The organism is Streptomyces pyxinae (assembly GCF_024756275.1).
Taxonomy (GTDB): Bacteria; Actinomycetota; Actinomycetes; order Streptomycetales; family Streptomycetaceae; genus Streptomyces; species Streptomyces pyxinae.
Map to the genome: position 1 here is coordinate 150,836 of NZ_JANUGQ010000015.1, position 13,080 is coordinate 163,915.

Sequence of the window (13,080 nt, forward strand, 5' to 3'; positions counted from 1 at the left end):
GCCCGGCTCCCGCGAGCCGGGAAGGTTCCCCCTCCCCCGCCCCCGGCATCTCAGCCCCCTCGGCATCGCACAGCCTCGCGGCCTCTCGGCATCTCGGCCCCTCAGCTCAGGAGAACGACGCATGGACATGCACAGCACCCTTCTGGTGACCGGCGCGACCGGCACCACCGGCGCCCGACTGGTCCGGCGACTGGCCGAGGGCGGCCACCGGGTCCGGGCCGCCGGGCGCCGGGCCACTCCCGTCGGGGGCGCCGGTCCGGTGGCCTTCGACTGGTTCGCTCCCGCCACCCATGAGGCCGCGCTGTCCGGCGTGGCCGGGATCTATCTCGTACCGCCCATCGGCGATCCGGAGCCCGCCACCGTGATGCTGCCCTTCCTCGACCGCGCCCGGCGGGCCGGGGTACGGCGGGCGGTGCTGCTCAGCTCCTCCCTGGTACCCGGGGGCGGCCCCGGCACCGGCGCCGTCCACGCGGCGCTGGCGGAGACGTTCCCGGAGTGGGCGGTGCTGCGGCCGTCCTGGTTCATGCAGAACTTCACCGGCCGGCACCCGCACGCCGAATCACTGCGCGACGACGCCACGCTCGTCACCGCCACCGGGCACGGCCGGGTGGGCTTCATCGACGCCGAGGACATCGCCGCGGTGGCCGCCCGGGCCCTCACCGACGCCCTCCCGCACAACCGGGACTGGGTGCTGACCGGGCCCGGAACGCTCTCGTACGACGAGATCGCCGCCACCGTCGCCGGGGTGACCGGCCGGCCGGTGCGCCACCGGGCCGTCCCGGAGGCGGAGCTGCGCGAACGGCTCGCCCGGGAGCTGCCGGCGGAGTTCGCGGCGCTGCTGGCCGGGCTGGACCGCATGATCGCGGAGGGCGCCGAGGACCGGGTCACCGACGCGGTGGAGCGGGTCACCGGCCGGCCGCCGCGCTCCTTCGCCGCGTACGCCCTGGCCCACCGGGAGGCGTTCACCGCCGCCGCACGGTGAGCCCGCCCCGCCGCCTCCCGCCCGGCCCGTCACCGGGCACCGGTCGGGAACGGCCGGGTGGCGTACTGGGTGGAGTACCGGGCGGAGCTCCGTCCGGCGTGGCCCCGGGCTACTCGGAGTCGCTTCCCCGACCGTCGCCCGGACCACCCTTCCCGCCACTCTCCCGGGCCTCGTCCCGACCGTCGTCCTGGGCGGGGCGGGCCGGGGGATCCTCCCGGCCCCGGGTCCGCTCCTCCTGCTCCCGCTTGGCCCGGAGCGCCCGCTGCACCCGGGCCAGCACCAGCTCGCCGTGGCGCCGGTGACCGTGCACCCGGGGGTCGTCCATCACGGCGTACCGCTTCACATACGCGCCCAGGAACGCCTGGAGCGTGGCGACCGCCGGGATCGCGATCAGGGCGCCGACCGCGCCGAGCAGCGCCGTACCGGCGATCACCGAACCGAAGGCCACCGCGGGGTGGATGTCCACGGTCCTGGCGGTCAGCTTGGGCTGGAGCATGTAGTTCTCGAACTGCTGGTACACCACGACGAAGGCCAGCACCCACAGCGCGTACCAGGGGTTCTCGGTGAAGGCGACCAGCATCGGCAGGGCGCCCGCCAGATAGGTGCCGATGGTCGGCAGGAACTGGGAGACCAGCCCCACCCACACGGCGAGCGCGGGCGCGTACGGCACGTCGAGGACGACCAGCAGGATGTAGTGGGCGACGCCGGAGATCAGCGCCATCAGACCGCGCGAGTAGAGATAGCCGCCGGTCTTGTCGACGGCGATCTCCCAGGCACGCAGCACCTCGGCCTGCTTCGCCGGCGGCAGTACGGAACAGATGGCCCGCCGCAGCCGGGGGCCGTCGGCCGCGAAGTAGAACGAGAACAGGAAGATCGTCAGCAGCTTGAACAGCCCGCCGAGCACGGTCGCCGACACGTCCAGCACCCCGCTCGCGCTGTTCTGGACGTACTTCCGCAGCCAGTCGGAGCGCAGCAGGCTGTCCTGGACCTCCACCCGGGACAGCTCGGTGTGGAAGGTGTGGTTGGTCCAGTTGATGAGCGAGTCCAGATACTGCGGGAAGCCCTCGACCATCTGGATGATCTGACCGGCCAGCATGGAGCCGAGCAGCACCACGAACCCGGCGCTCGCCGCCAGCACCACGAAGAAGACCAGGAAGGTCGCCAGCCCCCGGCGCATTCCCCGCGCGGCCATCCGGCCGACGGCCGGTTCTATGGCCAGGGCCAGGAAGAAGGCGATCAGAATATTGAGCAGCAGTCCGATGAGCTGGTGAAAGGCCCAGTTGCCGAGCTGGAAGCAGGCGTACAGCGCGAGCGCCAGTACCAGGGCTCGGGGGAGCCAGCGGGGCATCCGGGCGGCGCCGGACGCACCGGCCGGCGCCGGGTCGCCCGCCGCCCCGGGGAGCGGCCCGGCGCTCGCCCGGCCGGGCGCCGCCGGGCCGGGGGCGGGTGTGTCGTTCTCGTCAGTCGGGGCCACGGGGCAAGTCTCCCGTACGGCACCGACAGCCGGTCGCCCGCCCCGGGGACGGGCCCGGCGGTCCGTCCCCGCGGCTCGTCCCCGGAGCCGGCCGGGCCGTCGGCACCGGTCGGCGTTGCCGACGCTCGTCCGTGCCTGCGGGCGCGTGTCCGTGCTTGTCGGCGCTCGTCGGCGCGTGTCCGTGCGCGCGGTACGTGCTGTGCCAGCCGGCGCTCGACCGTACTCGTCAGCGCTCGGCCGTACTCGTCAGCGCTTGTCGGCCGGTATGTCCACCGCCGCGCAGACCGCCCGCCACACGTCCTTCGCCTCCCAGCCGTCGGCCAGCGCCTGACGGACCGTCCGGCCGCCCAGTTCGGACATCACATGGTCCTTGGCGAAGGACTCGGCGTACGCCGCGCCGAAGTGGTCCGCCATCCGCTCCCAGAAAGTGGTCAACCGCATGATCCCCAGTATCCCGCGCCCGGGTGCGGGGCCCGGCCCGCACCGGAGTCGGGAGCGGCCGGCCGGTCCGTCAGCCCAGCGCCCGTACCCCCGCCGTGACGACCACCGCGGCGCCGACCACCACCAGGAACGGTGCGCGCAGCAGCAGGGCGACCGCCGCCGCGGCGAGTCCGGCTCCCCGGGCGTCCAGGACCAGGGCGGCGCCGTCGGAGAAGGTCTGCTGAGCGGTGAGCGCGGCCAGCAGGGCGACCGGCAGCAGCGCTGCCAGCCGCTCCACGACCGGCCGCTCCAGCGCGGTGGCGGGCACCAGCAGACCCGCCAGTTTGAGCAGGTAACAACCGCCCGCGGTCAGCCCGATCGCCATCCAGGTGTTCATCGATCCGCCCATCACCGCGCCCTCTCGCTGAGTCCGCCGGCCTCCGGCGTCTTGTCCGCCCTGGTCTCCGGGTGCGGGCTCCCCGCGCCCGGGTCCGCCCGGCGGCCCTGGTACCAGAGCACCGCCGGCGCGGCCAGCGCCGCCACCAGCACCGGCACTCCGGCGGGCAGCACCGGGAGCAGGCCCAGCCCCAGCAGGACGGCGATCCCGGCGGTGGCCCGCTCGGCCGCCGTACGGAGCATCGGGGCGAGCAGCGCCAGGAAGACCGCGGGCCCGGCCGCGTCCAGCCCCCAGGCCCGGGTGTCCCCGATCGCCTCGGCGCCCACCGCCCCGAGCAGCGTCGTCAGGTTCCACAGCACATAGAGGGTGAGCCCGGTGACCGTGAAACCGATCCGCGCCGCCCGCCGGGTCCGCTGCGCCAGGGTGACCGCCGCCGTCTCGTCGATGACCCACTGGGCGGCGGCCGGCCGCAGCGCGCGGGGCAGGGCGAGCGACCGGGAGAGCCGCAGGCCGTAGAAGGCGTTCCGGGTGCCGAGGAAGAAGGCACCGGCGGCGGCGGTGAACGGGTTGCCGCCGCCGGCCAGCGCCCCGACCAGCGCGAACTGCGAGGCGCCGGTGAAGACCAGCAGACTGAGCGCGCAGGTCTGGAGAAGGCTCAGCCCGGCGCCGTTCGAGGTCACTCCGAAGGCGAAGCCCGAGAGGCCGACGGCCACCCCGACCCCGAGCGCGTCCCGTACGACGGCCCGGTCGGAGGTTGCCCGGCCGGAAGCGGCCCGATCCGGTTCGGCCCGGACGGGTTCGGCCCGGAGGGACTCGGCGCGGCCGGAACCGGTGGCTCCGCCGGACCCTCCGCGCCGGTCGGAGGAGCGCACACGGATATCGGGTCCGGGCGGTCGTGGCGCCGGCCGGGCGGCGGGTGGGGGTGTCATCTGTTCTGGCACGTCCCGGACGCTACGGAGCGGGCCGGACGGCCGTCTTGTACGTTCTTGCGCCCCCGCCCCCCGCTCTCCCGGGCGGTCTGATCCCCGGGCCGTCAGCGCCCGGCCGCCCGCTCGCGCTGATAGGCCCCGGGCGGTACCCCGACGATCCGGGTGAAGTGCCGGTTCAGGTGCGGCTGGTCGGTGAACCCCACCGCGACGGCGGCCTCGGCCGGCGGGACGCCCCGCTCCAGCAGGCGCCGGGCGGCACGCACCCGCGCGTCGGTGAGCCAGGTGTGCGGGGGCATCCCGTACGCCGCCTTGAAGGCCCGCAGCAGGGTGAACGGCCGGGCGTCCAGTTCGGTGGCCAGCTCCGCCAGCGAGGGCGGGGCGGCCATCCGCTCCAGCAGGACGTCCCGGGCCCGGGCCGCCGAGCGGGCCCCGGCGGCCGGCGGTGTCCGTACCGGCAGGGAACCGCCGTACCGGCGCAGCAGCCGGGTCATGGCGATGCGCAGCAGGCTGTCGGCGGCGAGCGCGTTCCCCTCCTCGGCGGCCCGGTGCACCGCCCGCACCAGCCGGGCCGTCTCCTCGTCGGACACGATGGTCTCGGCGAAGCCGGCGGTGCCGCGCAGCGTGGTGGTCTCCTCCGCGATGTCCGCGATCAGCCGCGCCGACGGATAGAGGGTGGCGTACGACCAGCCCTCCGGCGCCCCGGCCCGGGCCGCGTGCGGCACCTCCGGGTTGATCATCACCACGCTGCCGCGCCGGGCCCGTACGGTGCCCTCCGGCACGATCACGTCCTCGATCCCCCGCCGGACCGCCCCGATGACGAAGCCCTCATGGCTGTGGCGGGCGAACTCATGGCGTACATAGCGGGCGCGCAGCAGATCGAGGCCGGGCACGCCGGGATACCGCCAGTGCCGTGCCCACTCGCCGTCCCGCGCGTCCCGGTCCCGCCCGAGGCGCTCGCCGTCCCGCGCGTCCCGGTCCCGCTCGACACGCCCGCTGTCCCGCGTGCCGCCGTTCTCCCGTGCCATGCCTCCATTCTGCGCCGCCCCCACCCGGCTCAGCCGGGGTGCCCCGTCTCCGGACACCGGCCACCCTCGGTGTGTTCATCTGCCCGGACGGCTGCCCGGACGGCCGCGCCCGGCAGGGCCGGCCTCCGCCGCCCGCTCCCCACAGGGCCGCTCTCCGCGACCCGCCCCACCCGGGCCGAGCCACCCGCCCGGCCCGGGACCCGGCGCCCGCCACCGGCCCCGCCGGACCGGACCACGGTGCCCGGCCACGACACCCGGTGGCCCCCGGCCACGGCAACCCGGCGCTCACGGCACCAGTGGTCACGGCGCCCGGCCCCCGCCCCCGCCCCCGCCCCCGCCACGCGCCCGACGGCGCGAGGAGCCGCTGGTCACGGCCGCGTCCGGCCGGTTGTCAGTGGCCGGGTGCACGATGGTGGGCATGGCAACAAGCGCGCTCGACGCCTTCTCCCCCGCCACCCGGAGCTGGTTCACCGGAGCCTTCAGCGCGCCCACCGCCGCCCAGGAAGGGGCCTGGCAGGCGATCGGCCGGGGGTCGGACGTGCTGGTGGTCGCGCCGACCGGCTCCGGCAAGACCCTGGCCGCGTTTCTCGCCTCGCTGGACCGGCTGGCCGCCACGCCCCCGCCGGCCGAGGCGAGGAAGCGCTGCCGGGTGCTGTACGTCTCCCCGCTCAAGGCCCTCGCCGTCGATGTGGAGCGCAATCTCCGCTCCCCGCTCACCGGCATCCGGCAGGAGGCGGTCCGGCTGGGGCTGCCGGAGCCGGAGGTGCGGGTCGGCATCCGGTCGGGCGACACCCCGGCCGCCGAGCGCCGGGCGCTCTCCACCCGGCCGCCGGACATCCTGATCACCACCCCCGAGTCCCTCTTTCTGATGCTCACCTCCGCCACCCGGGACGCCCTCGCCGGGGTGGAGACGGTGATCCTGGACGAGGTGCACGCCGTCGCCGGTACGAAGCGGGGCGCCCATCTCGCCCTCTCCCTGGAGCGGCTGGACGAGCTGCTGCCCCGACCGGCCCGGCGGATCGGGCTCTCCGCCACCGTGCGCCCGGTGGACGAGGTGGCCCGGTTCCTGGCACCGCGCGGCAAGGCGGAGATCGTCCAGCCGCCGTCCGGCAAGGAGTTCGACCTCTCGGTGGTCGTCCCGGTGGAGGATCTGGGCGAGTTGGGCGGCTCCCCCGCCACCGACTCCGGCCCCGGCGAGAAGCCGTCCATCTGGCCGCATGTCGAGGAGCGGATCGCGGATCTGGTGCAGGCGCACCGCTCCACCATCGTCTTCGCCAACTCCCGGCGGCTGGCCGAGCGGCTCTGCAACCGGCTCAACGAGATCGCCTACGAGCGCGCCACCGGCGAGCCGCTGCCCGAGGACCACTCGCCCGCCGAGCTGATGGCCCAGGCGGGCGCCGCCCAGGGCGCCCCGCCGCTGCTCGCCCGGGCCCACCACGGCTCGGTCTCCAAGGAGCAGCGGGCCCTGGTGGAGGAGGACCTGAAGGCCGGCCGGCTGCCGGCCGTGGTGGCCACCTCCAGCCTGGAGCTGGGCATCGACATGGGCGCGGTGGACCTGGTGGTCCAGGTCGAGTCGCCGCCCTCGGTGGCCTCCGGGCTCCAGCGCGTCGGCCGGGCGGGCCACCAGGTGGGCGCGGTCTCCACCGGGGTGGTCTTCCCCAAGTACCGGGGCGATCTGGTGCAGGCGGCGGTGGTGACCGAGCGGATGCGGGACGGGGCGATCGAGGCGCTGCGGGTGCCGTCCAACCCGCTGGACGTACTGGCCCAGCAGCTGGTCGCCATGGTGTCGCTGGACAGCTGGCAGGTCGACGACCTGCTGGCGCTGGTCCGGCGGGCCGCGCCGTTCGCCTCGCTGCCCGAGTCGGCGTTCACCGCGGTCCTCGACATGCTCGCCGGGCGCTACCCCTCGGACGCCTTCGCGGAGCTGCGGCCCCGGGTGGTGTGGGACCGGGTCGCCGGCACCGTCACCGGCAGGCCCGGCGCCCAGCGGCTGGCCGTCACCTCCGGCGGCACCATCCCGGACCGGGGCCTCTTCGGGGTCTTCCTGGCCGGCGCCGACCCCAAGAAGGGCGGCGGGCGCGTCGGCGAGCTGGACGAGGAGATGGTGTACGAGTCCCGGGTGGGCGACGTCTTCACCCTGGGCACCACCTCCTGGCGCATCGAGGACATCACCCGCGACCGGGTGCTGGTCTCCCCCGCGCCCGGGGTGCCGGGCAGGCTGCCGTTCTGGAAGGGCGACCAGCTGGGCCGCCCGCTGGAACTGGGCCGTGCGGTGGGCGCCTTCCTCCGCGAGGTCGGCGCCCTGTCCCCGGAGGACGCCCGGCTCCGGCTGCTCGCCGCCGGTCTGGACGCCCGGGCCGCGGAGAACGTGCTCACCTATCTGGAGGAGCAGCGCCGCGCCTGCGGCCATGTCCCGGACGACCGCACCGTCCTGGTCGAGCGGTTCCGGGACGAGCTGGGCGACTGGCGGGTGGTGGTGCACTCCCCGTTCGGCGCCCAGGTGCACGCCCCCTGGGCGCTCGCGCTGGCCGCCCGGCTCACCGAGCGGTACGGCATGGACGCCCAGGTGATGCACGCCGACGACGGGATCGTGCTGCGGCTGCCGGACGCCGATCTGATGGGCCTGGACCTGCTGGACCAGGACCCGGCCGCGCCCGGCACCGAGTACGACGGCGAGCAGGCCCCGGTCGGCGCGGCGGACGTGGTCTTCGACCGGGGCGAGGTCGACGGGATCGTCACCGACCAGGTGGGCGGCTCCGCGCTGTTCGCCTCCCGTTTCCGGGAGTGCGCCGCCCGCGCCCTGCTGCTGCCCCGCCGCAGCCCCGGCCGCCGCACCCCGCTCTGGCAGCAGCGCCAGCGGGCCGCCCAGCTGCTCCAGGTGGCCAGTGAGTTCGGCTCCTTCCCGATCGTCCTGGAGGCGGTGCGGGAGTGCCTCCAGGACGTGTTCGACGTGCCCGGCCTCCAGGAGCTGATGGGGGACATCGAGGCGCGGCGGGTCCGGCTGGTGGAGGTGACCACCACCGAACCCTCGCCCTTCGCCCGCTCGCTGCTCTTCGGCTATGTGGCGCAGTTCCTGTACGAGGGGGACTCCCCGCTCGCGGAGCGCCGGGCCGCCGCCCTCTCGCTCGACTCCCAGCTGCTGGCCGAGCTGCTGGGCCGGGCCGAGCTGCGCGAACTGCTCGACGCGGAGGTGCTGGCCGAGCTGGAGGACGAGCTCCAGTGGCGGACCGGGGACCGCCGGGTCAAGGACGCCGAGGGCGTGGCGGACGCGCTCCGGGTCCTCGGCCCGCTCACCGGCGCCGAGCTGGCCGAGCGGGGCGCGGAGGCCGGGTGGGCCGAGGAACTGGCCGGGGCGCGCCGGGCGATCCGGGTGCGGATCGGGGGCGGCGAGCACTGGGCGGCGGTGGAGGACGCGGGCCGGCTGCGGGACGCCCTGGGCACCGCCCTGCCGGTGGGTGTCCCGGAGGCGTTCACCGAGCCGGTGAAGGACCCGCTGGGCGATCTGCTGGCGCGGTTCGCCCGCACCCACGGCCCGTTCACCTCGGCCGCGGCGGCCGACCGGTTCGGTCTCGGGGTCGCGGTCACCGAGGGTGCCCTGCACCGGCTGGCCGCCGCCGGCCGGGTGGTCCAGGGCGAGTTCCATCCGGCCGGCGCCGGTCAGGAGTGGTGCGACGCCGCCGTGCTGCGCCGGCTGCGCCGCCGCTCGCTGGCCGCCCTGCGCCAGGAGCTGGAGCCGGTCCCGCCGGCCGCCCTCGCCACCTTCCTGCCCCAGTGGCAGCACCTGGGCGGGGGCGGGCTGCGCGGCATCGACGGACTGGCCCGCGCGATCGAGCAGCTCCAGGGCGCCCCGGTCCCCGCCTCCGCGCTGGAGCGGCTGATCCTCCCCTCCCGGGTGCGGAACTACACCCCCGCCCTGCTGGACGAGCTGACCACCACCGGTGAGGTCGTCTGGGCCGGCGCGGGCGCCCTGCCCGGCAAGGACGGCTGGGTCTCGCTCTATCTGGCGGACGCGGCGCCGCTGCTGCTGCCCCCGCCGCACCCGCTGGAGCTGACCGCGCTCCACGAGTCCCTGCTCGGCGTCCTCTCCGGGGGATACGGCCTGTTCTTCCGCCAGCTCGCCGAGCAGCTCCGGGCCACCACCCACCCCGGGATCACCGACCCCCAGCTCTCCGAGGCGCTCTGGGAGCTGGCCTGGTCCGGCCGGCTCACCAACGACACCCTGGCCCCGCTCCGCGCCCTGCTCGGCTCGGGCCGCACGGCCGGCTCCACCGCCCACCGCGCCCGCCGGACCGTGCCGCGCGGCCGGTACGGCACCCTGACCGCGACCGCCCGCCCCGCCTCCCGCTCCGGACCGCCCACCGTCACCGGCCGCTGGTCGCTGCTGCCGGCCCCGGAGCCCGAGCCGACCCACCGCGCCCACGCGCTGGCCCGCACTCTGCTCGACCGGCACGGGGTGGTCACCCGGGGCGCGGTGGCCGCCGAAGGCGTGGAGGGCGGCTTCTCCGCCGTCTACCGGGTGCTGTCCGCCTTCGAGGACAGCGGCCAGGCCCGCCGGGGCTATGTGGTGGAGGGCCTGGGCGCCGCGCAGTTCGCGATGGACGGCGCCGTGGACCGGCTGCGCGCGGCGGCGACCGCCCGGGACCGCGCCGAGCCGTCCGACGCGGCCCGTGCGGTGGTGCTGGCCGCCGCCGACCCGGCCAACGCCTATGGCGCCGCGCTGTCCTGGCCCGAGCCGCCGGCGGGCGCGAGCCACAAGCCGGGGCGCAAGGCGGGCTCGCTGGTGGTGCTGGTCGACGGCGAGCTGACCCTCTATCTGGAGCGCGGCGGCAAGACCGTGCTCTCCTGGGCCACCGAGCCGGACGACCCCCGGCTGCGGGCCGCCGCCGAGGCGCTGGCCGCCGCCGCCCGCGCCGACGCGCTGGGCACGATCACGGTGGAGCGGATCAACGGCGGGGCGGCCCTCACCTCCCCGCTCTCCGGCGTTCTGGAGGGCGCCGGCTTCCACGCCACCCCCCGCGGCCTGCGGCTGCGCCCCTGACCCGCGCGCCCCCCGGGTCCCCGGTCTCCCCGGCCGGCCCCCGGGCCCGCGGCCCCTGCTCCCGGTCTTCCCGGTATCCCACTGGGGCCCGCCCCCGGCCCGCGGGCCCGTCCCCCATCATGGAGCCATGCCCGAAGGAGACACCGTCTGGTTGACCGCCCACCGGATGCACCGGGCGCTGGCGGGCCACACGCTCACCCACGCCGATCTGCGGGTACCGCGCTTCGCCACCGCCGACCTCGCGGGCCGCACCCTGCTCGACGTCACCGCGCGCGGCAAGCATCTGCTGGCCCGGATCGAGGGCGGTCTCACCCTCCACTCCCATCTCCGGATGGAGGGCTCCTGGCGGGTCTTCGCCGCCGGCCGGCGGTGGACCGGCGGCCCCGACCACCAGATCCGGGCCGTCCTCGGCAACGACGGGCACACCGCCGTCGGCTACCGGCTCCCGGTACTCGAACTGATCCGCACCGCCGAGGAGCCGGACCGGGTCGGCCATCTGGGCCCGGATCTGCTCGGCCCCGACTGGGACGCCGCCGAGGCCGTACGCCGGGTGTGCGCCGATCCGGCCCGGCCGCTCGGCGAGGCCCTGCTCGACCAGCGCAACCTGGCCGGCATCGGCAATGTCTACAAGTGCGAGCTGGCCTTTCTGGCCCGGGCCACCCCCTGGCTGCCGGTGGGCGAGCTGCCCGCCGGGGTCCCCGAGCGGCTGATCGCCACCGCGCACCGGCTGCTGGAGGCGAACAAGCTCCGCTTCGAACGCCGCACCGCCCCGGAGAACCGCCCGGACCGGAAGCTCTACGTCTACGGCCGCAAGGACCGCCCCTGCTTCCGCTGCGGCACCCCGGTCAGCCGCTGGCAGGAGACCGATCAGGAGCGGCTCTCCTACTGGTGCCCCGGCTGCCAGCAGGGCCCCGGCCCCACCGGCTGACCCCGCGCCCCTCCCCGTACACCCGCCCGGCCCGCCGTATCCGGTATGCCCGTCCGGCACCTTCCCCGTACGTCCGTCCGGCGCCGTAGCCGGTAGGCCCGCCCGGCACCGGCCCCAAACGCCCCGCGCCGGCCCTTGCTTCCCCGCTTCCCGGCGCCGGCGCGTACGCCGTCCCGCACGGATCACACGGCCCCTGCCGCAGCGCCCCGGGCAATCGCGCCCCTCGCCACCGCCCCACCCCGCTCCCGGACACGACAAAGCGGCCGGCTCTCCGGCCGACCGCCGCCCCCGCACCGCTCTCAGCCGCCGCTCTCACGCAGGCGAACCCCCGCGCCCGCCGCGTCCGGCGTCCCCAGCTCCACCCTCTGCCCCAGCCGCGCCCGCCTCGGCGCCCGCGCCGCCGCCACATGCACCGGCAGCAGGCTCAGCCCCCAGCCGCCCGCCGCCAGCGTGGCCTCCACCACCCCCGCGTGCTGCGGCGCCAGGGCCAGTCTCAGCACGGCCCACCACCACACCCCGCCGGTGACCAGCGCGAGCGCCAGCAGTGATATGCGTCGCCCCGCCATGCCCGCCTCCTCCGGTCGGCGCCGCGCCCGGGGCGCTCACCGGACGGGAGGCAAGCCGGAACACGTCCGGCGCAGCCTTCCCATCCGGTCCTCCCACCACACGCGGCCGGCGCCCGTACCGGCGCCGGTCACCCGGTGGTGTGTCGCGCACCCCGGCCGGGGAAGTCCCCCGGCCGTCAGACGGTCTCGGCCTGGAACATCCAGTGGTGCTTCTCCAGATCGGCCGTGAGGGCGATCAGCAGGTCCTGGGTCACCGGGTCCGGCTCGTCGGTGGCCCGCACGCGCTCCCGCATCCGGCCGACACAGGCGCTCAGCGCGCTCACCATGATGTCGACCGCGTCGGCGTCCTTGATCCAGCCCTCGGGGACCTCATTGATGCCGCTGTCGGAGGCGACGGTCGAGGCGCGGCCGTCCGGGGTGATACCCAGCGCGGAGGCGCGCTCGGCCACCGTGTCGGAGTGGGTGCGCGCCGTGGTCACGACCTCGTCGAGCTGAAGGTGAATGGAGCGGAAGCGCGGTCCGATGACGTTCCAGTGGACCTGCTTGGCCACCAGGGACAGGTCGACCACATCGACCAACGCGCCCTGCAGCGCTTCGCCGACGACCTTGAGGTCGGCTTCGGGCAGGGTGCTCTTGACGACAGACATCCGAATCCTCCATTTCCGGCGGTGGGCATGGTCACCGCATGTACGCCCACCTTTACACATATGACCTGAAACGGGCATTTCGCATAAGCGAAAGCCCCGGTCGGCACTCGGGTACCCGACCGGGGCTCGGCTCAAAACAGCGTCGACCAGGGGAAGAAGCAGGAAAAAGCGGCCCCGCCGGGTCAGGCGAACCTCACCGACCCCGATCGGAACCGCTCCTCCGGGCAGCGCCCAGACCGGGCGCGGAAGATCGCTCAGGCGGCGACCACGTCGACCGCCTCGGCGGGCGCCTTGATGGTCACCCGCTCCGTCGGCACACCGGTCACCGACGTGACGGACAGCGAATTGAGCATCGGACGCACCGGCGCGGGCACCGGCTCGCTCGCCGCTGCCGACTCGGCCAGCTCCGCCAGCGAGAGCTCGTCGCTCACTTCCCGCATGAGCTCGGACATCCGTACGTCAAGCGCGTCGCAGATCGCGGAGAGCAGCTCGGAGGAAGCCTCCTTCTGCCCCCGCTCCACCTCGGAGAGATAGCCGAGTGAGACTCGGGCGGACGAGGAGACTTCGCGCAGAGTACGGCCCTGGCGCTGGCGCTGCCGACGCAGCACGTCACCCAGCAGGCGACGGAGCAGAATCATCGGTGGCTCCCTCCTCGGACCGCGTAGCCGCTTCCT

General features: G+C 75.6%; 11 protein-coding genes. 3 read left to right on the forward strand and 8 right to left on the reverse strand.

The window, feature by feature from the left end; translation table 11 throughout:
• The first annotated feature begins 121 nt into the window (after positions 1-121).
• On the forward strand, positions 122-982 hold the full coding sequence (locus NX801_RS18750) for an NmrA family NAD(P)-binding protein (RefSeq protein WP_258788908.1): 861 nt from the start codon (positions 122-124) through the stop codon (positions 980-982).
• Positions 983-1,091: 109 nt separating this feature from the next.
• Here the strand turns inward: NX801_RS18750 and NX801_RS18755 are convergent, their stop codons facing one another.
• The 5 genes from NX801_RS18755 to NX801_RS18775 all read right to left on the reverse strand — a co-directional run bounded on the left by NX801_RS18755 (position 1,092) and on the right by NX801_RS18775 (position 5,227).
• Complete coding sequence (locus tag NX801_RS18755) at positions 1,092-2,330, reverse strand: AI-2E family transporter (protein WP_309505857.1); 1,239 nt, start codon at positions 2,328-2,330, stop codon at positions 1,092-1,094.
• 372 nt (positions 2,331-2,702) lie between these two features.
• Entirely contained in the window at positions 2,703-2,897 is a 195-nt protein-coding gene (locus NX801_RS18760) for a DUF3046 domain-containing protein (protein WP_258788910.1), read from the reverse strand.
• Positions 2,898-2,967: 70 nt separating this feature from the next.
• On the reverse strand, positions 2,968-3,273 hold the full coding sequence (locus tag NX801_RS18765; protein WP_258788911.1) for an AzlD domain-containing protein: 306 nt from the start codon (positions 3,271-3,273) through the stop codon (positions 2,968-2,970).
• Positions 3,274-3,284: 11 nt separating this feature from the next.
• Complete coding sequence (locus tag NX801_RS18770) at positions 3,285-4,145, reverse strand: AzlC family ABC transporter permease (protein ID WP_258788912.1); 861 nt, start codon at positions 4,143-4,145, stop codon at positions 3,285-3,287.
• A 161-nt stretch (positions 4,146-4,306) separates the two neighbouring features.
• Positions 4,307-5,227, reverse strand: a complete 921-nt coding sequence (locus NX801_RS18775) for an AraC family transcriptional regulator (protein WP_258788913.1) — start codon at positions 5,225-5,227, stop codon at positions 4,307-4,309.
• 418 nt (positions 5,228-5,645) lie between these two features.
• Here NX801_RS18775 and NX801_RS18780 point away from each other — a divergent pair, with 418 nt between their 5' ends.
• The gene (locus tag NX801_RS18780; protein ID WP_258788914.1) at positions 5,646-10,265 is read left to right on the forward strand and encodes an ATP-dependent helicase; all 4,620 of its coding nucleotides are present in this window, start codon (positions 5,646-5,648) and stop codon (positions 10,263-10,265) included.
• A 127-nt stretch (positions 10,266-10,392) separates the two neighbouring features.
• Positions 10,393-11,193 (forward strand): Fpg/Nei family DNA glycosylase, encoded by an 801-nt coding sequence (locus NX801_RS18785; RefSeq protein ID WP_258788916.1) that lies wholly within the window; start codon positions 10,393-10,395, stop codon positions 11,191-11,193.
• A 299-nt stretch (positions 11,194-11,492) separates the two neighbouring features.
• Here the strand turns inward: NX801_RS18785 and NX801_RS18790 are convergent, their stop codons facing one another.
• The 3 genes from NX801_RS18790 to NX801_RS18800 form a co-directional block, all read right to left on the reverse strand.
• Positions 11,493-11,759 carry a hypothetical protein gene (locus NX801_RS18790; RefSeq protein ID WP_258788917.1) on the reverse strand — a complete coding sequence of 89 codons (267 nt, stop codon included), beginning with the start codon at positions 11,757-11,759 and terminating at the stop codon, positions 11,493-11,495.
• 176 nt (positions 11,760-11,935) lie between these two features.
• Positions 11,936-12,406: a Dps family protein gene (locus NX801_RS18795; RefSeq protein WP_258788919.1), complete on the reverse strand. Its 471-nt coding sequence runs from the start codon at positions 12,404-12,406 to the stop codon at positions 11,936-11,938.
• A gap of 254 nt (positions 12,407-12,660) precedes the next feature.
• Complete coding sequence (locus NX801_RS18800) at positions 12,661-13,044, reverse strand: helix-turn-helix domain-containing protein (RefSeq protein WP_258788921.1); 384 nt, start codon at positions 13,042-13,044, stop codon at positions 12,661-12,663.
• Between the last annotated feature and the right edge of the window lie 36 nt (positions 13,045-13,080).

What these genes read in the sequence shown, in the direction of transcription:
- NX801_RS18750 (WP_258788908.1), top strand. Translation starts at nt 122, where the DNA reads ATGGACATGCACAGCACCCTTCTGGTGACCGGCGCGACCGGCACCACC.
- NX801_RS18755 (WP_309505857.1), bottom strand. Translation starts at nt 2,330, where the DNA reads ATGCCCCGCTGGCTCCCCCGAGCCCTGGTACTGGCGCTCGCGCTGTAC.
- NX801_RS18760 (WP_258788910.1), bottom strand. Translation starts at nt 2,897, where the DNA reads ATGCGGTTGACCACTTTCTGGGAGCGGATGGCGGACCACTTCGGCGCG.
- NX801_RS18765 (WP_258788911.1), bottom strand. Translation starts at nt 3,273, where the DNA reads ATGAACACCTGGATGGCGATCGGGCTGACCGCGGGCGGTTGTTACCTG.
- NX801_RS18775 (WP_258788913.1), bottom strand. Translation starts at nt 5,227, where the DNA reads ATGGCACGGGAGAACGGCGGCACGCGGGACAGCGGGCGTGTCGAGCGG.
- NX801_RS18780 (WP_258788914.1), top strand. Translation starts at nt 5,646, where the DNA reads ATGGCAACAAGCGCGCTCGACGCCTTCTCCCCCGCCACCCGGAGCTGG.
- NX801_RS18785 (WP_258788916.1), top strand. Translation starts at nt 10,393, where the DNA reads ATGCCCGAAGGAGACACCGTCTGGTTGACCGCCCACCGGATGCACCGG.
- NX801_RS18790 (WP_258788917.1), bottom strand. Translation starts at nt 11,759, where the DNA reads ATGGCGGGGCGACGCATATCACTGCTGGCGCTCGCGCTGGTCACCGGC.
- NX801_RS18795 (WP_258788919.1), bottom strand. Translation starts at nt 12,406, where the DNA reads ATGTCTGTCGTCAAGAGCACCCTGCCCGAAGCCGACCTCAAGGTCGTC.
- NX801_RS18800 (WP_258788921.1), bottom strand. Translation starts at nt 13,044, where the DNA reads ATGATTCTGCTCCGTCGCCTGCTGGGTGACGTGCTGCGTCGGCAGCGC.